Origin of the sequence: Bradyrhizobium sp. Ce-3, from assembly GCF_022835695.1 — a bacterium.
Lineage (GTDB): Bacteria > Pseudomonadota > Alphaproteobacteria > Rhizobiales > Xanthobacteraceae > Bradyrhizobium.
Genome location: NZ_BQUV01000001.1, coordinates 47,483 through 64,356, shown reverse-complemented (window position 1 = coordinate 64,356; position 16,874 = coordinate 47,483). Strand labels below are relative to the sequence as shown.

Sequence of the window (16,874 nt, the reverse complement as noted above, 5' to 3'; positions counted from 1 at the left end):
TCAATCAGGCCTGCAAATAGCGGCCTTCAAGCGCCTTGCGCTCGGCCTCGCCGAGCCCGAGGCCTTCGCGGAAATAACCGTCGAGGCTGCCATAGTCGGCGTCGATCGCCTCGAACGCAGCCTCCAGAAACGCCGCGCGCACGGTGCCGAGCACCTGCTTGACGTCATCGGGCAGTTCGGTGCTGTGCGCCGGATCGCGCTTGTAGAACTGATTGGTCAGGAGATAGTCGTCCGCGATCACCTGCTCGGGCACACCGAGCGAATGCAGGATCAGCGCGCAGGCAAAGCCGGTGCGGTCCTTGCCTGCGGTGCAGTGGATCACCAGCGGCGCGCGGTCTTCGAGCAGATGGGCAAACAGCGTGCGATAGCGCGGCGTGTTGTCCTCCACATAGCCGCGGTAGGAATCCCGCATCACCTCGATCGCGTCGGCTTCGGACAGTTGGCGGTTGCTGGCGATCTCGCGCAGCGCGGTGACGACCGTTGGCTCGACGGGGAGCGAATGCACGGTGACGTCGCTCATGCCGCAGAGCGCTTCGGCGCGCTCGGCAACACCGCGGAAATCGAAGGCGCTCTTGACGCCGAGACCGCGCACCACGGTGACGTCCTGCTCGGTGAGATGCGCGAGATGGTTGGAGCGGAAGATCTGCCGCCAGCGTACCGTGCGGCCGTCACGCGTCTGGTAGCCGCCGAGGTCGCGAAAATTGCTGGCGCCGGCGAGATTGAGGTGACGGGCAGGGGTTTCGGACATCAGTGGGCCTGTTTTGTAGCTGTTGAGGTCTTGGCGCGCGTATAGTGGCGCAGACAGGTCTATAACTGGCCCGTCAGGGGGAGAATATGACTTATCGCGGGGGCGCCATTCTGATCGGCGCAATTCTTGTCGGGATTCTTGGTTCCTCGGCGGCACCGGCGCAGTCCGCGTTCCGGAATTATCGCTGCGCCGACGGCACGCAATTCATTGCCGCGTTCTTCAACGGCGACACGCGCGCGCATCTGCAACTCGACGGCAAGGCCGTGACGTTGACGAAGCGGTTGTCGCTGACGGGCACGCGCTATCGAGGCAGTGGCGTCACGCTCGAGATCAACCGCGCCGGACTGACCAGGCTGCGCCATGCGAAGCGGCCGGTGACGGCCTGCGAGCAGGCATGAAAAAAGGGCCGAAACGCTTGGTTCCGACCCTTCTTTACTGCGCTGCTGCTTGTCTGACGTTTTTGCGTCACGCCTCTCCGGTGCGTCGGCATCAGTGGTCGCGGCTCGGCTTGGCGTCCTCGATGGCCGCCTGATGGTACCAGCTCTCGCTGCATGCCGAGGTCTCGACCTCAGCGGCAAGCTCGCGCGCCGATCGTACGTCGCCGTAGCGGCGTCCGCCGAGAGCCGCGCGGCCCCCTGCGGGGAATTGATAGATCGTTGCCGATCCCTGGATTGGTCCCTGGTTTTGGCCCGTGGTGATCATGTCAAAATCTCCTTTGGCCGGAGCGAGCCTCCATGGTGCGCCCGACTCATTCGCGTGTGGTTACCGTGTTTTCGATATCGGCCCCGGGCCGGCGGGCTGCAAGTGACCAAGAAATAGTCAGGATTTGACTAATTCGTGGGCAAATCCCGCTTTGCCCGCTGTGAGGCAGGATGCAGCTGACCAACGCTTGAGCCGTGGCGATGGTTGCTGGGTGCTGGACGGTTGGACACGAACTGTCACATGGCGCTGCCGCCACATTAATCGGCAGCCGATGCCGTAGCCGAATTTGCTGCAGAAACGGGCGGCGGAGGGCGCTGAGAGAAGATTTTGACTGATCGCGGCGCATGCCAGCCGCGCTGCTATGTCGCAGCAAAAAATGCGATGTCCGCTGTGGACATCCGCGACCGGCCGGGTGCCGCAGTGCAGCGACTGGCATTTTAATTGCTTAGTAAGAGCCGGCCGATGGTGGCCGGGTACGCGTGCGGCGGCCGACTGGCTTTCGGTTCCTCACGGTTTTGCATCATCAACAGAGAGGTTCAATGACCAAGTACAAGCTCGAGTATATCTGGCTCGACGGATATACGCCGACGCCGAGCCTGCGCGGTAAGACGCAGATCAAGGAATTCGCGTCGTTCCCGACCCTCGAACAGCTTCCGCTGTGGGGCTTTGACGGTTCGTCCACCCAGCAGGCTGAAGGCCACAGCTCTGACTGCGTGCTGAAGCCGGTCGCCTGCTATCCCGACGCCGCGCGCGAGAACGGCGTGCTGGTGATGTGCGAAGTCATGATGCCCGATGGCAAGACGCCGCATGTCTCGAACAAGCGCGCCACCATTCTGGACGACGAAGGCGCCTGGTTCGGCTTCGAGCAGGAATACTTCTTCTACAAGGACGGCCGTCCGCTCGGCTTCCCGGAGGCCGGTTATCCGGCGCCGCAGGGTCCGTACTACACCGGCGTCGGCTATTCGAACGTCGGCAGCGTCGCCCGCAAGATCGTCGAAGAGCATCTCAACCTCTGCCTCGCCGCCGGCATCAACCACGAAGGCATCAACGCCGAAGTGGCGAAGGGCCAGTGGGAATTCCAGATCTTCGGCAAGGGCTCCAAGACCGCCGCTGACCAGATGTGGATGGCCCGCTATCTGATGCTGCGTCTCACCGAGAGCTACGGCATCGATATCGAATTCCATTGCAAGCCGCTCGGCGACACCGACTGGAACGGCTCGGGCATGCACGCCAACTTCTCGACCAAGTACATGCGCGAAGTCGGCGGCAAGGACTATTTCGAAAGCCTGATGAAGGTCTTCGACAAGAACCTGATGGACCACATCGCCGTCTACGGCCCGGACAATGACAAGCGTCTGACCGGCAAGCACGAGACCGCGCCGTGGAACAAGTTCAGCTACGGCGTGGCTGACCGTGGCGCGTCGATCCGCGTGCCGCACTCCTTCGTCAACAATGGCTACAAGGGCTATCTGGAAGACCGCCGCCCGAACTCCCAAGGCGACCCCTACCAGATCGCTTCGCAGATCCTGAAGACGATCTCCGAGGTTCCGACCGGCGCCAAGGCTGCAGCCTGATTGCCTGCGGCCTAACCAGCTCGGAGCCGGATGGAGCCATCCGGTACCGCAATCGGGTCCGCCAGGGCGACTGCCTTGGCGGACCCTAGCATTTTAACGACAGTCTTTGCCGGCGGCTGTCCGCCGAAAGCGGTTTCGCTGCGTTATGAACCGCGCTACACAACGATCATATCTTAGGTCATATTTTAGTTCGTATCTTTGCTGCCGGGGACACGGCGCTTGTTTGAGGGGTTCTACAAAGTCCGGTTCGAACTGGGCGGCGCCGTCGGCCGCAGCGTGATGTATGTCGGCAACGGCAAGATGCTCGGCGGCAATTCGGCCTTCGCCCATATCGGCACCTACGCCAAGGACGGCGACGAGGTCGCAGTCGAGATCCAGACCGTGCGCCACAACCCCGATCCGAGCTACCGCGCGATGGCCGGGACCGACGACGCGACGCTGCTCGCAAAGGGCTCGCCGGATGGCGAACTCTACCGCTTCAAGGGCGAGCTGAAGGAGTTGCCCGGCGTGCCGTTCCAGTCGGTGATGACGCCGATCACCGAGGCGGACATCCCGATCGCCGGCGGGGTCGGCGAGGGCGGCATCGTCAACGGGCTCTATTCGATCCACATCCAGATGCTCGATGGGATCGATGGCGGGCTCACCGGCGTGATGCTGCTGAACGACGGCCGCATCCTCGGCGGCGACGCGTTCTTCTACTATCTCGGCACCTACACCTCAGCGAAGGGGCGCTGGAAGGGCCAGATCCTCAATCAGGAGCATACTTCGGCGATGGGCGAGAACCCGGTGTTCGGCGGCCATGAAGTCGGCATCGGCTTTGCCGGCAGCTGCGACGCCGAGGGCGCCGTGCTGGAGGCGACGGCGCTGGCCGGCAAGCGCAGCCTGCGCCTCACGGCCGCGCTGAAGCTGATGCGGCGGGCGTGAGTGCGATGGAGAATTCGGTTCGCGTGCTCTCGACACTGGCGCTGAAGGGCGCGGTCGCGCGCCTCGCCGCGGCCTATCAGGCCGCGAGCGGCGTGGCGATCGATGCCGATTTCGCGCCGACGCTGGCGCTACTCAAACGGCTGCGCGATGGCGAAAAGGCTGATCTTCTAATTCTCACCCGCGAGGGCCTCGACGAGATGATCGCTGAGGGCCGCGTCGTGCAGGAAAGTGCGGTCGATCTCGCGCGCTCCTACGTCGGCGTCGCGGTGAAGGAAGGTGCCGCTCATCCCGACATCGCGAGTGAGGCCGCGCTGCGTGCGGCGCTGCTCGGCGCCCGGGCGGTGGCGTATTCGCGACTCGGGGCCAGCGGCATCCTGTTCGCGCAGCTGATCGCGCGTCTCGGCATTGTCGAGGCGATCAACGCGCGGGCGGTGATCATTCCGATGGGCTTCACCGCGGAAAAGCTCGTCAGCGGCGAAGCCGATCTTGCGATCCAGCAGATCAGCGAGTTGAAGCAGGTCGACGGCATCGAGGTCGTCGGGCCAATTCCATTGAACCTGCAGACGCCGGCGGTGTTCTCGGCCGGCCGCATGGCGACGTCGCACCGCGCAGCGGCCGCCGACCATCTGCTGCGCTACCTGTCGTCGGCCGATGTCGCGCCGGTGCTGCGCGAGACCGGGCTCGAGCCTTGAATTTGCCTGCACCGCGACGCAACCTGCCGCCCATGTTCAAATCTCTCCATATGCTTGTCGTTGCGCTCGCGCTGGTCGCGCCGGTGCTGGCCCACGCGCAATCGGCCGACCTCGTGCTGTGTGACCGGCTCGCCGCCGATCCCAGCGATCCCGACAAGCCGGCCGACGTCAAGGGCGTGGGCGAGATCGCATCGGCGGATATCGCGACTGCGATCAAATATTGCGGCGTGGCGGCGAAGTCGTCGCGCCGCGCGATGTACGAGCTCGGCCGCGCCTATGCCGCCAACCGGCAGACCGCGGAGGCCGCTAGCGCCTGGCGCAAGGCGGCCGACAAGGGCTCGACCTCGGCGATGGTCGAGCTCGGCGTGCTCTACGGCAACGGCACCGGCGTCGCCAAAGACGAGGCGCAGGCGCGCAAATTGTTCGAGCGCGCCGCCCAGGCCGGCAATGCGCGCGGCGTCAGCAATCTTGCCGCGCTGGGCGGCGGCGGCGCGGCTGCCGACCCGGCACGCGCGCGAGAATTGCTTGCGAAGTCCGCCGAGACCAATGCCGAGGCGCAGTACCAGCTCGGCATGATGCTGGCCGACGGCAAGGGCGGCACGCAGGACGATGCCGGCGCGCGGGCGCTGTTCGAGAAGGCGGCGGCGCAGAACCATCCGGGTGCGCTGGAGCGGATGGGCGCCTTCGCCCAGGCCGGGCGCGGCGGGCCAAAGGATAGCGATGCCGCCAAGGCCTATTACGAGCGCGCGGCGGCGCTCGGCGACGAGGACGCCAAGAAGGCACTGGAGCGCGCCCGCTGTCCCTATGTCATCAAGGACAAGCGCGGCAACGCCGTGACCAACCTCTGCTTCTAGAGAAAGCGAACACGTCGGGGACACCGTTCGATGATTTCCCAGTTCTTTGAAGTCCAGATCAAGGACGGACATGTCAACCGCTACATGGACCTCGCGGCTTCGCTGAAGCCTGCGCTCAACGCCATGGGCGGCTGCCTGTTCATCGATCGCTTCGAAAGCCTGACCCGCAAGAACCTGCTGCTGTCCTATCAGATCTGGCAGGACGAGGGCGCCATGACAGCATGGCGCGTGGACGCGGGCCATCATGCCGTCCAGAAGATCGGCCGCGAGGATGTCTTCTCCGACTACCGGATCCGGATCGCCCAGGTGATCCATGAAGCGCGGCCGGACCGCCCGATCTGGCAGCCCGAGCGACGCACGCCGTACAATGACCCGGCACGACGCGCCCCGACCTATGTCATTGCGTCGGAATCGACCAATGCCGAACTGCCGGTCGAGACCCAATGGCGTCACGATTCCTTCCGGAGCATGTATCGCGACGGCCAGTTCGCGCACCTCGTCGACCTGCCGGACTATCAATCCGGCCTGGAGTTCGGGGCACGGCTGTTCACCGATCCGACCACCGAATATTTTCGCATTTTCGAGGTGATGCGCGATTACGGGATGTACGATCGCGGCGAGGCGCCGCAGTATTATCCTCCGGTGCCTCGCTCGTAGACGGACGGGGCGATACGCCCGTGCCAAGGGGGCGCGAAGCATAGACACGGTAATCAGGAACGCTCGCCCCGGCCGGTCGTTGACATACGGCAATAGCGGCGAGGCGATGTCATGATCCGCAAACTGCGTTCCGGCGAGTACCGGCTGTATTCCCGCAAGGTCAATCCGAAGACCGGCAGGCGCCGCAACCTCGGCACCTTCAAGTCGCGCGCCGCGGCCGAGAAGCACGAGCGCGACGTGCAGTATTTCAAGCGGCAATGAGGTTGGCTTGAACCGGCCGTCGCAGGCGCGCTGCCAAAATATCGAAAACAACCCCATGCACAGTAGCCGGCGGGCTGCCGGCTTCGACTTAGGAACTTGACTCGTCGGGCAACTCAGGGGTATTTTTCCATTATCCCGAAATTGTGCGGACGTCCTCAGCTCGCTCGGTGTCATCACCCGCGCATGCGGTGATCCGGTATTCCAGAGACCGCAGTGCTAGAGCCGACGGGCCGCGGCGTACTGGATCGCCCGGTCCATGTGCGCAATTGCGCGCTAGCCGGGCGATGACAGCGGTGGGTGATGCGCCGCTTGCGGCGTCTCGAACCACGCGCCAATCCCGCGCGCTCACGGCGCCGGGCAGGCTGCGCCGGTCTTCACCCAGGCCTCGACCAGCGCGCCGGCCTCTGCCTGCGTGCCCGGTGCCGGCGAGCGGCCGAAGCCGGGGTGCCAGGCCCAGCCGACCAGCGTATCCTTGCCGATATGCTCGATCAGCTCCTCGACCTTGCGGCCGCCATTGCGCGCGCGATCGCGGATCTGCGCGCAGATTTCGCCGACGGTCTTGCCGGCCCAGGCCATCTCGCGCGGCGCGAGATGCCATTCGGGATGGCCCGGCACCCGGCCGGGATCGAAATTGGCGTGCTGGTGGCAGATCGAGCAGCGCATCGCGGTGGTGCCATGGCCATCGGCGCCGCGCGTAACCGGCGGCTGGTGCATGCGGCTGATGTCGCCCTGCCGCGGGCTGTCGCCGGCGGGATGGCAGTTGGTGCAGCGCGGGTGGGTCAACACCTTGCCGAGTTCGGTGAAGATCGCCGCCGAGCGCTGCTCGACATTCTCGATGCCGGCAAAGCTCTCCGGTGAGGCGAGGGCGTGGCTTGCGCTCTCCGATGCTGCGTAGCCGGCACACAGGCTGGTCGCGAGCGCCGTCAGCACCGCAAGAATCCGAAACCGCGTTTCCGATGGCATCGCGCGCACGCTCATTTGTTGGCGGTCAGATAGCGCTTGGCATCGGCGAGGATCACGTCGCGCACCGCCTGGTGATATTTGATGTAGCCGGTGCAGCGGCACAAATGGCCATCGAGCGCGTCCGCGATGACGGTTTCGAGCCGGTCGCGGGGCACAGGCTCTCTGGCCAGCAGCTCGAGCAGCACCTGGCCCTCGTTGAGGAAGCCGGCCGTGCAATAGCCGCACTGGAACGCGAAGTGATCGATAAAGGCGCGCTGCAACGCCGAGAGCTCGCCGTCCTTGGCGTGGCCCTCGACCGTGCGGATCGTCTTGCCGTCGAAATTCGCCGCCGGCACCACGCAGGTCGGGGTGGTGTAGCTGGTGCCGTCAGGGTTATCGATGATCACGGCGCAGCTCAGGCATTGCGCGGCGCCGCAGCCGAACTTCGTGCCGGTCATGCCGAGCATTTCGCGGAGGAAATCGTTCATCGAGAGGTCGTCGCGGACCTCGATCGGGCCGTGCTTCTGGCCATTGATGGTGAGGTTGAGCGTCGTCACGCAAGCGCTCCCTTGAGCAGGCTCGTTGTCACCGGCAATGAGCGGAAGCGATGGCCGGTGGCATCGTTGATGGCGTTGAGCAGCGCCGGCACGATCGGGATCATCACCACCTCGGCCATGCCCTTGGGCGGTTCGTCCGGCGTCAATGGCGGCAGCATCTCGATCTCGAGATCGTGCAGCGGCAGGTCGGAGCCGCGCGCGATCAGATACTGGCCGAGATTCCACTGCCCGTTGCCGGGACCGCCTTCGAACGGCGGCAGGGTTTCCAGCAGCGCGTAGCCGACGCCCATGGCGAAACCGCCATGCGACTGGCCGAGCACGACTTCTGGCACCAGCGCCTGGCCGCATTCGAACACGCTGTAGGCCTTGGCGATGCGCAGGATGCCGGTCGCGCGCTCGATCTCGACACGGACCAGCGTGCCGCACATCGAGGTGTAGGCGGTGCCGATCCGGTTGTTGTCGGTCGGCGGAAACTTGACGCTGACGCGGTCAATCCGCTCGAACCGGCTGCGGCCACGGCGGATCGCCAGCGCATCGATCTCGGCGCGGTACTGTTCGCCGAACAGTGGGAAGCGGGCGCGCGACCAGGCCCAGCGCGAGAAGCTGTGCGCCAGCGCGCCGGTCACAAAGCCGCGCGCATGCGCGGTCGCGGCAAGCTGAGGCAACGGCAGTGGTGCGAGATCGTCGAGCACGAGCTGCCCGTCCTGCCAGTGCGCTTTGTCCCATTGCCGGGCGCGGGGGTCAGCCTTGCCGATGTGCCAGAGCTCGAGCGCCGCCGGCCACAGGCCGAAGCGGAAGATGATGCGCGCCGCCTCGGCCGATGAGTGCGTGCCGACATGGGCGCCGATCGAGGCGCTGGTCGCCGAGCTGATCGCGGGCACCCAGCGCGGGTTCTTCTCGGCAAGATCCTGGGTCTTCTGATCCATCGTGTAGGGATCGCCCGAGGTGACGAGCCCGAGCGCGTCGTAGCTGTCGATCCGGGAGACGGCGACCTCATCCGCCACGGCGCCGAGATGGACGGCAACGCGGTTGGCAAGCGCCGTGCCGATGCCGTTGCCCATCTCGACGTGATCGCAATGGATCGCGATCCGTCCCTCGGGATCGATCTCGACCCGGCCGAGCGAGCAATCCGCGCCGGCGCCGTAATCCTTCGTCACGCAGGCGACACCGGTGCCGACCAGCCGGCCCTCCGACGCCTTCTGCCTGAAATCAGCGCGGTGCTGCCAGATCGGATGTGTCTCGAGCTTGTCGAGGATTTCTGATGTGCGCACCGACACGATGTAGGGATTGCCGGTCATGGTCCGGCCGTTCTGCTTCAGCGCATTATTGCGGCGGAACGCGATCGGATCGACCTTGAGCTCGCTCGCGGCCTCGTCGATCAGGACTTCGAGTGCGGTCATGGTCTGCAATGTGCCGTAGCCGCGCATCGAGCCCGCGGTGACGCCGCGCGAATGCAGCGCCACGGTGGTGACGTCGACCTTCGGGATGTCGTAGATGCCGATCGCCGCGGTGGCGGCGACGGTCGCCACGTTGGCCGAGAAGTTGGCGAGCCCGCCGCCGTCGAGCACATGGTCGGCGGCGAATGCCGTGATCTTGCCGCTCGCGCGATCGATGCCGATCCGCGAGCGCATCTTGATCGGGTGGCGCTTGATGCCGCCCTGGAACTGCTGGTAGCGGTCGTGCGCCAGCCGCACCGGCCGTCCCGGGAAGAACATCGCCGCCAGCGCCACGTAAAGCACGAACGGGGTGTGGTCGCGGCCGCCGAAGCCGCCGCCGACATGGGCGAACTGCGCGTTGATGTGCGAGGGCCGGAACGGCGGGCGGGCCTTCCCGAGCAGATGCGCGATCGACTCGGCCGCCTCATAGGGCGACTGCACGCCGAGCACCAGTTCGAGATGGCCGCTGTTGTCGCTGTACCAGGCGAGCCCGCTCTCCGGCTCGAGGAACATCGGATCGACCGATTGGGTCTCGAACTCGCGATCGAGCACGAGCCGGGACGGATCGTCCTTGGCGAGCTCGGCGCGGATTTGTTCGCCATAGGTCGCGGCCTTGGCGTAGTCGGCCTTGGTCTCCTTGGAGAGCGGCAGCCAGACCGGCAGCGCCGCGTTCTGGATCCGGCTCGGCGAGACCCAGCCGGCCTGGATCGGCGAATAGACGTCGGGCGCCTCTGGCGTGGCCCCGGCGACGCGCGTGAAACGGTACGCGCCAAAGTTCGGCAGAATCACCGGCCCGGTCTCGTCGCCGAACTTGACGAAGCCGCCATCGCGCAGCGCGAGGCGCGCACGGTCGAAGGCGTCGAACTGCTCGAAGATCAGCAGCGCGACCGGTTGTCCGAGATAGATCGGTGTCGTGCCGACGGGACAGAACAGATCGCCAGCGTGGAACTCCGGCACCCTTGTGCCGATCCGGTCGAGATCGGCCGCCGTCACGACCACCGAGGGTTTTGCCGGACCAGCGAGGCGGGCGAGGTCCATGCCGGCATAGACATGCGTGGCGTCATCGGCGCGGACCAGGATGGCGTGCGAGGTGGTTGAGGGCCAGCCCGGCATGTCGGCGGCGCGAAAGTCGGAGGCATAGAGCTTTGCGCCGGTGACCTTGGCCACTCCGTCGACCCGGCCGGCGCCCCTGGCCGCTGGATTGAAGCGACCGCGGCCGGGAAGCGTCTCGCGGGTCGCGAAAGCCGGTTCCTTCGCCAGCGCCAGATGCGACAGGCTGACCGAGATGCCGCCTGCCGACAACCACTTCACGAATTCGCGTCGCGAAGGCCGCATGGTCTGTTCTCTCATCAACGCTTCGGCGGCATATCGCGCCGCAGTTTATGAACTGGCAAAATACACGCTATAGTGTTGCGGCAAGGCGGGTGCAATCGCAATGCCGCAATAGGTCGTAGTTGCCTCACTTGAGGTCGGCGATGGTGGCCGGTCCCGGACCTGGCGTGATCAACGTCGGCCACTGCTTGGAACCGAACGGCACCAGCGGCGGCAGGAAGGTCGTCATGCCACGCTTCTTGGTCTCGGCGATGATCGCCTCGCGCGCGTCGCCCCCCATCAGCTCATAGTCCATCAAATGATAGCTGCCGAAGAACAGCGCGCCCACCGAGCGGTCGGCGATGATCCGGGTCAGCGATTCCAGCATGTCCGAGGGCGTCGTGGTGAACGAGATCGTCTCGATCAGCATCAGGCGGCTGTTGATCGCGTCAGGCCCGAAGAACTGCGCCAGCACGCTGAAGATCACGTTGTTCTGCCGCGCCACATAGATCGTGTTGCTCGCGCCATAGGTCTTGTCCCAGTCTGGGCCGAGCTGGGTCTTCCAGTCGGCCATGACGGTCATCCAGTGCGCGACCTGGGTCTGCGCGGCCCAGGCGACGTTCTTGGCGAGCAGCGGCGCCTGCTTCTTGCCGAATGCCTCGAGCGTCGCGAAGGGGATCGCGCCGGCGGTGAGGCATTCATCCATGAAGGCGATGTTGTTCTTGAGGATGGCGCGGTTGTTGTCGCGCCAGTCCGCCTGCATCGGCGTGGCATCGAGCCCGTCGAGCGCCGACTGCATCCGGCTGCGATAGGCCTGCATCGAGCCGCGCCACGCCTTGTCGTCGGGATTGTTGACGTAGGGACCGACCACTTCGGCCAGCGCCATCGTGCTGTGGCCGACCGACTTGAGCAGCTGGTAGACGATCGGCACCTGCGGCGCCTCGGTCGGCGGCTTGCCCGGCCGGTACAGGATCAGGCGGCCGCCGGCGCCGGAGAACAGGCCTAGGATCACCGGGTGCTTGTCGAGGATGTTCTTCTGGAAGATCCGCGCCGCATCGCCATAGAGCTCGAACATGCCGGTGTTGAGCGCGAGCACGTCCTTGGTGGCGACGTCGGCCGGCGTCGACGAGGTCTTGCCCGAGATCGGTGCCATGTAGTCGGGCAGCGACTGGGCCGACGCAGCAACAGCACTGCCGAGCAGCAGCGCCAGCGTCGCGGCCAGCCGAAGACGATTGGTCATGTGATGCTCCTCGAAGCCCCTCGCCAGGGTCGAGGCCGGATGCGGCCGCGCGACCATTGGCGGAATGCGCAAATGCTTGGACACAATGAACTGGAGAGAAGTGAACAGGGCGTGTAGATCCCGCGTGACTCAGCACAATGCGGGCGGTGCCTACAGCTAAGCGACGAATCGGCTGCTGTCCATATCAGGACATTGCGGGCTTGCCTGCGCCAAAAGACCCAATGGTGCGGGTTTCGGCCCGGTGCTATGTCGCGAACAGAATCAATTTTATTTATTGGATTTTTGCGTGCTCAACGGACTCTACAAGGTCGAGTACGGCATCAGCGGCGCATTCGGCCGCAGCATCATGTGCCTGCACGACGGCAAGATGATGGGGGGCAATTCTGCCTTCGCCCATCTCGGCACCTATCAGGTGACGAAGGGCGAGATCATCGCCGAGGTGATCACCGAGCGTCACAACGACGATCCCGACTTCAAGCCGCTGATGGGCGCCGACGTCGCCGTCATCAAGGTGCGCGGCCGGACCGAGGGCTCGACCATCCTGCTCGAGGGCAAAGCGGACGCCATGCCGGATGGCGTGTTCTGGGCCAATCTGGCGCCGCTCGACGACGAGGCCTTGCCGCCGCGCGGAGAGGTCGGGCGGGGCGGCATCGTCAACGGGCTCTACGCGATCCAGCTCCGTGCGCTCGACGGTGTCGATGCCGGCCTCAGCGGGGTGATGCTGCTGATGGACGGCCGTATCCTCGGCGGCGATGCGTTCTTCTATTATCTCGGCTCCTATTCAGCCGCGGACGGCCGCTGGCGCGGCGAGATCGTCAACCAGGAGCATACGCCGGCGAAGGGCGCCTATCCGGTGTTCGGCGGCTATGAGGTCGGCATCGGCTTCGCCGGCTCGTGCAGCGAGGACGGCGCCGAGCTGGAAGGCATCGCATTGGCCGGCAAGCGCAGCCTTCGGCTGTCGGCTGAATTGCGGCTGATGCGCCGCGCCTAGAGCATGCTCCGGAAAAGTGCGAAGCGGTTTTCCGAGAAGAGTATGCTCAAACAGAGCGCGCGGTCGCCTCCTCAATCCTTGATCAGGAGCACGCCGCCGATGATCAGCGCGATGCCGGCCAGCCGTGACATCGATACCGGGTGCTGCGCCAGCCCGAACATGCCGAAATGGTCCATCGCGATGCCCGCGATCATCTGACCCGCGACCACCAGCGCCAGCAGCGTCGCGGCGCCGAGCGACGGCAGCAGCAGGATCATCAGCAGGATGAAGACGCCGCCGAGGACGCCGCCGCTCCAGGCCCACCAAGGCACGGCCGATACCAGCTTCCAGGACGGCACCGGCTCCCGGGTCGCGACCAGCACGACCGCCATCGTCACGAGGCCGCCGAGATAGCTGACGAGCCCGGCCCAGGCCGGCGAGTTCAGGGCGGAGCGCAGATTGCCGTTCAGGACCTGCTGAACGGCTACCGCAATGCCGGCGCCAAGCGCGAGCAGATAGAGAAACCAGACTTGCATGTGACGCCCCAAAACCAGCCGCGGAAGGATTTCCTGTCATATTCGATTGGCAGGGATCGTGGCATGCATTGACGCGCGGAGCGAAACCCACGGAATGGGCTTCCACCGACGTCCCAGATCGAATAAGAGGCCGCAACCCCTTAATTCCCCAGTATTAGAGCATGATCCGCCTCGATAACGTCTCCAAGCAAGTCGGCCACCAGATCCTCTTCATCGAAGCCTCCGCGGCACTCCAGAAGGGCGAGAAGATCGGCCTTGTCGGCCCCAACGGCGCCGGCAAGACCACGCTGTTCCGGATGATCTCAGGCCGCGAAATCCCGGACGAGGGCCAGGTGTCGCTCGATCGCGGCATCTCGATCGGCTATTTCAGCCAGGATGTCGGCGAAATGAGTGGCCGCAGCGCGGTTGCCGAGGTGATGGACGGGGCGGGCCCCGTCAGCGTGGTGGCGGCCGAGCTGCGGGAACTCGAGGCCGCGATGGCCGACCCCGACAAGGCCGACGAGATGGACGACATCATCGCCCGCTATGGCGAGGTCCAGCACCAGTTCGAGGAGCTCGACGGCTACGCGCTCGACGGCCGCGCGCGCGAGGCGCTGGCCGGGCTCGGCTTCAGCCAGGAGATGATGGACGGCGACGTCGGCAAGCTCTCCGGCGGCTGGAAGATGCGCGTCGCGCTGGCGCGTATTCTTTTGATGCGGCCCGACGTGATGCTGCTCGACGAGCCGAGCAACCATCTCGATCTCGAAAGCCTGATCTGGCTCGAACAATTCCTGAAGGGTTACGAAGGCGCACTGCTGATGACCTCGCATGACCGCGAGTTCATCAACCGCATCATCAACAAGGTGGTCGAGATCGATGCCGGCCAGCTCACCACCTATTCCGGCAATTACGAGTTCTACGAGCAGCAGCGCGCGCTCTCCGACAAGCAGCAGCAGGCGCAGTTCGAGCGGCAGCAGGCGATGCTCGCCAAGGAGATCAAGTTCATCGAGCGGTTCAAGGCGCGCGCCTCGCACGCAGCGCAGGTGCAGAGCCGGGTCAAGAAGCTCGACAAGATCGAGCGGGTCGAGCCGCCGCGGCGGCGCCAGACCGTGGCGTTCGAATTCCAGCCGGCGCCGCGCTCCGGCGAAGACGTCGTCAGCCTGAAGAACGTCCACAAGGCCTACGGCAGCAAGCGCATCTATGACGGGCTCGACTTCATGATCCGCCGCCGGGAGCGCTGGTGCGTGATGGGCATCAACGGCGCCGGCAAGTCGACGCTGTTGAAGCTGGTCGCCGGATCAACCGAGCCCGATGACGGCGCGGTCGCGGTCGGCGGCAGCGTCAAGATGGGCTATTTCGCCCAGCACGCGATGGATCTGCTCGACGGCGAGCGCACCGTATTCCAGTCGCTGGAGGATGCGTTTCCGCAGGCCGGGCAGGGCTCGCTCCGCGCGCTCGCCGGCTGCTTCGGCTTCTCGGGCGACGATGTCGAGAAGAAGTGCCGGGTGCTCTCGGGCGGCGAAAAGGCGCGCCTCGTGATGGCCAAGATGCTGTTCGATCCGCCGAACTTCCTGGTGCTGGACGAGCCGACCAACCATCTCGATCTCGCCACCAAGGAGATGCTGATCAATGCGCTCTCCGAGTTCGAGGGCACCATGCTGTTCGTGTCGCACGACCGGCACTTCCTCGCCGCGCTCTCCAACCGCGTGCTGGAGCTGACGCCGGAAGGCATCCACCAGTTTGGCGGCGGCTACACCGAATACGTCGCGCGCACCGGCCACGAAGCGCCGGGGTTGCGGAGCTAGCTGCGCCACCGCGCGCAAAACGCCTCGACGTCGCCGGACTGGAATTCGGCGAGGCGCTCCCAGATGGTCTCGGCCGGCCAGTTCCACCAGGCGATCTCTGACAGCTCGGCCGCGATCTTGCGGTTGAAGCGCTCCTTGATCGGCCGCGCCGGGACACCGCCGACGATGGTGTAGGGCGCGACGTCGCGCGAGACCACCGCGCCGGCCGCCAGCACCGCGCCGTCTCCCACGGTGACGCCGGGCAGCACGATCACGCCATGGCCGATCCAGACGTCGTTGCCGATCACGACGCGGTCCGCGCGGCGCTCGCTGAAGAAGCCGTGATCGCGCTCGGCTGTGGCCGAGTAATATTCCGGGCAGTAGGTGAAGCGATGCTGCGAGGGGCGCTCGACCGGGTGATTGGGCGCGCCGATCCGGACCTGCGCCGCGATCGCGCAGAAGCGGCCGATCACGGCGTCGGCGACCATGCAGCCGCTGCCGAGGTAGGAGTAATCGCCAAGCTCGGTGTATTCGATCGCGGTGTCGCCGAGCACTTCGCAGCAACGTCCGACCTTCACCTCGCGCAGCTTGACCGTCGGCTCGATGACGGTTTCGGCAAGCTTGGGGCGGGGCAGGTGTGGAGCGTTCATAGCATTGTCCTCGATGCGACGAGCCGCTTCAGTCGCATGATTTCTATGACGGAGAGATGACGGAAGGCGCCGGATTACCGACCGGCGATTTGCGGCGGCTCAATCCTGCACGCTCTCGACTGCGGCAATCGCTCGCACCATCGCATCCCGGAGCGCAGCGCTGTTGGCGGGGACCGTCTGGCGCTTGCGGCCGGGATCGTCGAAATCGTGGGTCGCACCGGGATAGACCACGACATCGATCTTGCTCCCGGCCGCGATCGAGCGGCGGGCGACATCCTGGCATCGCGCGGGCGACACTTCCTCGTCGTCGGAGCCGAGCAACATCGTGATCGGCGCGATCGTCGTCAGCGTCTGCGCCAGCAGGGCGGCCGGCCCGCAGCCCGGATAGAACACCAGCGCGGCGCGATAGCCCGAGCTTGCCGTGCCTTGCCGTTGCATCACGTTCAGCGCGGTACTGCCGCCGTTCGACCATCCCTGCAGAAAGACGCGATCACCGCGGACATCCTTCCGGCTGCGCAGCCAGCCCAGCGCGCCCTCGGCGTCGAGCGGCCGCACGGTCTTCTCGTTGACGTCGGCGCGATCGGGATCGTCATGGGTGAAGCGGCCGAAGCCGTGCGCCTTGCCGCGCGGCCCAAAACTGTCGGGCAGCAGCGCGAGGTAGCCGTGGTCGGCCCAATATTGTCCCCACATCGCGTGCCGCCTGGACAGGCCGCCTGCGTTGCAGGCCGCGGACGGATGGGCGCGCGACACCAGCGTGCAGTCCTTGTTGACGTTGATCGAATAGGGCCCGCCGCGGCCGTGCAGCAGCACGATCGCGGGGTGCGGGCCCGGCGTCTGCGGCCTGAACAGATAACCGACGATCTCGGTCTTGCCGTCGGCGCTCGGAAAGAAAACGGTGTCGGGTGCGGCGGCCGCCGCCGTCGGCAATGTCGTCAGCATCAGCAGGGCAACCGGAATCGCGTGATGGGTCATCCCGACAGCATCAGCAACATTCCGGATGAATTGCGGCATCACCGTTTCCCGCCAGCAATGCAAAGCGGCATGGGGCGCTGCGCGG

Annotated in this window: 18 protein-coding genes; 9 read left to right on the top strand and 9 right to left on the bottom strand. The window is 65.6% G+C overall.

Annotation, left to right across the window (positions count from 1 at the left end):
• Window positions 1–4: 4 nt before the first annotated feature.
• The gene (locus BRSPCE3_RS00365; protein WP_244063407.1) at window positions 5–748 is read right to left on the bottom strand and encodes a tyrosine-protein phosphatase; all 744 of its coding nucleotides are present in this window, start codon (window positions 746–748) and stop codon (window positions 5–7) included.
• Window positions 749–834: 86 nt separating this feature from the next.
• Here BRSPCE3_RS00365 and BRSPCE3_RS00360 point away from each other — a divergent pair, with 86 nt between their 5' ends.
• Window positions 835–1,146, top strand: coding sequence for an MliC family protein (locus BRSPCE3_RS00360; protein WP_244063405.1), 312 nt, complete (start codon window positions 835–837; stop codon window positions 1,144–1,146).
• A 91-nt stretch (window positions 1,147–1,237) separates the two neighbouring features.
• Here BRSPCE3_RS00360 and BRSPCE3_RS00355 read toward each other — a convergent pair whose 3' ends face one another.
• Entirely contained in the window at window positions 1,238–1,450 is a 213-nt protein-coding gene (locus tag BRSPCE3_RS00355) for a DUF2735 domain-containing protein (RefSeq protein ID WP_244063403.1), read from the bottom strand.
• A 539-nt stretch (window positions 1,451–1,989) separates the two neighbouring features.
• Here BRSPCE3_RS00355 and BRSPCE3_RS00350 point away from each other — a divergent pair.
• The 6 genes from BRSPCE3_RS00350 to BRSPCE3_RS00325 all read left to right on the top strand — a co-directional run bounded on the left by BRSPCE3_RS00350 (window position 1,990) and on the right by BRSPCE3_RS00325 (window position 6,412).
• The gene (locus BRSPCE3_RS00350) at window positions 1,990–3,024 is read left to right on the top strand and encodes a glutamine synthetase beta-grasp domain-containing protein (protein ID WP_244063401.1); all 1,035 of its coding nucleotides are present in this window, start codon (window positions 1,990–1,992) and stop codon (window positions 3,022–3,024) included.
• Between the two features lie 219 nt (window positions 3,025–3,243).
• Window positions 3,244–3,948, top strand: a complete 705-nt coding sequence (locus BRSPCE3_RS00345) for a GrlR family regulatory protein (protein ID WP_244063400.1) — start codon at window positions 3,244–3,246, stop codon at window positions 3,946–3,948.
• 5 nt (window positions 3,949–3,953) lie between these two features.
• A complete protein-coding gene (locus BRSPCE3_RS00340) occupies window positions 3,954–4,640 on the top strand; it encodes a substrate-binding domain-containing protein (protein ID WP_244063398.1) in 687 nt (228 codons plus the stop codon).
• A 50-nt stretch (window positions 4,641–4,690) separates the two neighbouring features.
• A complete protein-coding gene (locus tag BRSPCE3_RS00335) occupies window positions 4,691–5,494 on the top strand; it encodes a tetratricopeptide repeat protein (RefSeq protein ID WP_244063396.1) in 804 nt (267 codons plus the stop codon).
• A 30-nt stretch (window positions 5,495–5,524) separates the two neighbouring features.
• Window positions 5,525–6,151 carry an antibiotic biosynthesis monooxygenase gene (locus BRSPCE3_RS00330; RefSeq protein ID WP_244063394.1) on the top strand — a complete coding sequence of 209 codons (627 nt, stop codon included), beginning with the start codon at window positions 5,525–5,527 and terminating at the stop codon, window positions 6,149–6,151.
• A 111-nt stretch (window positions 6,152–6,262) separates the two neighbouring features.
• Window positions 6,263–6,412, top strand: coding sequence for a hypothetical protein (locus BRSPCE3_RS00325; protein WP_244063392.1), 150 nt, complete (start codon window positions 6,263–6,265; stop codon window positions 6,410–6,412).
• Between the two features lie 345 nt (window positions 6,413–6,757).
• Here BRSPCE3_RS00325 and BRSPCE3_RS00320 read toward each other — a convergent pair whose 3' ends face one another.
• From BRSPCE3_RS00320 to BRSPCE3_RS00305, 4 genes are all read right to left on the bottom strand, one after another.
• On the bottom strand, window positions 6,758–7,375 hold the full coding sequence (locus BRSPCE3_RS00320; RefSeq protein WP_244063390.1) for an Isoquinoline 1-oxidoreductase subunit: 618 nt from the start codon (window positions 7,373–7,375) through the stop codon (window positions 6,758–6,760).
• An 11-nt stretch (window positions 7,376–7,386) separates the two neighbouring features.
• Entirely contained in the window at window positions 7,387–7,911 is a 525-nt protein-coding gene (locus tag BRSPCE3_RS00315) for a (2Fe-2S)-binding protein (protein ID WP_244063388.1), read from the bottom strand.
• Window positions 7,908–10,682: a xanthine dehydrogenase family protein molybdopterin-binding subunit gene (locus tag BRSPCE3_RS00310; protein ID WP_244063386.1), complete on the bottom strand. Its 2,775-nt coding sequence runs from the start codon at window positions 10,680–10,682 to the stop codon at window positions 7,908–7,910. Before BRSPCE3_RS00310 ends, BRSPCE3_RS00315 begins: the two co-directional genes overlap by 4 nt.
• 124 nt (window positions 10,683–10,806) lie before the next feature.
• Window positions 10,807–11,898, bottom strand: a complete 1,092-nt coding sequence (locus BRSPCE3_RS00305; RefSeq protein WP_244063384.1) for a hypothetical protein — start codon at window positions 11,896–11,898, stop codon at window positions 10,807–10,809.
• Window positions 11,899–12,184: 286 nt separating this feature from the next.
• On the opposite strand from BRSPCE3_RS00305, the gene BRSPCE3_RS00300 reads away from it, so the two are divergent.
• Window positions 12,185–12,889 (top strand): GrlR family regulatory protein, encoded by a 705-nt coding sequence (locus BRSPCE3_RS00300; protein WP_244063382.1) that lies wholly within the window; start codon window positions 12,185–12,187, stop codon window positions 12,887–12,889.
• Between the two features lie 71 nt (window positions 12,890–12,960).
• Here BRSPCE3_RS00300 and BRSPCE3_RS00295 read toward each other — a convergent pair whose 3' ends face one another.
• Window positions 12,961–13,404: a DMT family transporter gene (locus BRSPCE3_RS00295; protein ID WP_244063381.1), complete on the bottom strand. Its 444-nt coding sequence runs from the start codon at window positions 13,402–13,404 to the stop codon at window positions 12,961–12,963.
• A gap of 161 nt (window positions 13,405–13,565) precedes the next feature.
• On the opposite strand from BRSPCE3_RS00295, the gene BRSPCE3_RS00290 reads away from it, so the two are divergent.
• The gene (locus tag BRSPCE3_RS00290) at window positions 13,566–15,188 is read left to right on the top strand and encodes an ABC-F family ATP-binding cassette domain-containing protein (RefSeq protein ID WP_244063378.1); all 1,623 of its coding nucleotides are present in this window, start codon (window positions 13,566–13,568) and stop codon (window positions 15,186–15,188) included.
• On the opposite strand, the gene BRSPCE3_RS00285 is transcribed toward BRSPCE3_RS00290, so the two are convergent.
• Together BRSPCE3_RS00285 and BRSPCE3_RS00280 are read right to left on the bottom strand one after the other, a co-directional pair.
• Window positions 15,185–15,817 (bottom strand): DapH/DapD/GlmU-related protein, encoded by a 633-nt coding sequence (locus BRSPCE3_RS00285; RefSeq protein ID WP_244063376.1) that lies wholly within the window; start codon window positions 15,815–15,817, stop codon window positions 15,185–15,187. The genes BRSPCE3_RS00290 and BRSPCE3_RS00285 overlap by 4 nt on opposite strands.
• Window positions 15,818–15,916: 99 nt before the next feature.
• The gene (locus tag BRSPCE3_RS00280) at window positions 15,917–16,789 is read right to left on the bottom strand and encodes a dienelactone hydrolase family protein (RefSeq protein WP_244063374.1); all 873 of its coding nucleotides are present in this window, start codon (window positions 16,787–16,789) and stop codon (window positions 15,917–15,919) included.
• Window positions 16,790–16,874: the final 85 nt, after the last annotated feature.

Excerpts from the sequence above, each read along its gene's own strand:
- BRSPCE3_RS00290 (WP_244063378.1), top strand. The coding sequence starts at position 13,566 with ATGATCCGCCTCGATAACGTCTCCAAGCAAGTCGGCCACCAGATCCTC.
- BRSPCE3_RS00285 (WP_244063376.1), bottom strand. The coding sequence starts at position 15,817 with ATGAACGCTCCACACCTGCCCCGCCCCAAGCTTGCCGAAACCGTCATC.
- BRSPCE3_RS00340 (WP_244063398.1), top strand. The coding sequence starts at position 3,954 with ATGGAGAATTCGGTTCGCGTGCTCTCGACACTGGCGCTGAAGGGCGCG.
- BRSPCE3_RS00295 (WP_244063381.1), bottom strand. The coding sequence starts at position 13,404 with ATGCAAGTCTGGTTTCTCTATCTGCTCGCGCTTGGCGCCGGCATTGCG.
- BRSPCE3_RS00320 (WP_244063390.1), bottom strand. The coding sequence starts at position 7,375 with ATGCCATCGGAAACGCGGTTTCGGATTCTTGCGGTGCTGACGGCGCTC.
- BRSPCE3_RS00335 (WP_244063396.1), top strand. The coding sequence starts at position 4,691 with ATGCTTGTCGTTGCGCTCGCGCTGGTCGCGCCGGTGCTGGCCCACGCG.
- BRSPCE3_RS00305 (WP_244063384.1), bottom strand. The coding sequence starts at position 11,898 with ATGACCAATCGTCTTCGGCTGGCCGCGACGCTGGCGCTGCTGCTCGGC.
- BRSPCE3_RS00355 (WP_244063403.1), bottom strand. The coding sequence starts at position 1,450 with ATGATCACCACGGGCCAAAACCAGGGACCAATCCAGGGATCGGCAACG.
- BRSPCE3_RS00330 (WP_244063394.1), top strand. The coding sequence starts at position 5,525 with ATGATTTCCCAGTTCTTTGAAGTCCAGATCAAGGACGGACATGTCAAC.
- BRSPCE3_RS00325 (WP_244063392.1), top strand. The coding sequence starts at position 6,263 with ATGATCCGCAAACTGCGTTCCGGCGAGTACCGGCTGTATTCCCGCAAG.
- BRSPCE3_RS00280 (WP_244063374.1), bottom strand. The coding sequence starts at position 16,789 with ATGACCCATCACGCGATTCCGGTTGCCCTGCTGATGCTGACGACATTG.
- BRSPCE3_RS00310 (WP_244063386.1), bottom strand. The coding sequence starts at position 10,682 with ATGCGGCCTTCGCGACGCGAATTCGTGAAGTGGTTGTCGGCAGGCGGC.
- BRSPCE3_RS00350 (WP_244063401.1), top strand. The coding sequence starts at position 1,990 with ATGACCAAGTACAAGCTCGAGTATATCTGGCTCGACGGATATACGCCG.
- BRSPCE3_RS00360 (WP_244063405.1), top strand. The coding sequence starts at position 835 with ATGACTTATCGCGGGGGCGCCATTCTGATCGGCGCAATTCTTGTCGGG.
- BRSPCE3_RS00365 (WP_244063407.1), bottom strand. The coding sequence starts at position 748 with ATGTCCGAAACCCCTGCCCGTCACCTCAATCTCGCCGGCGCCAGCAAT.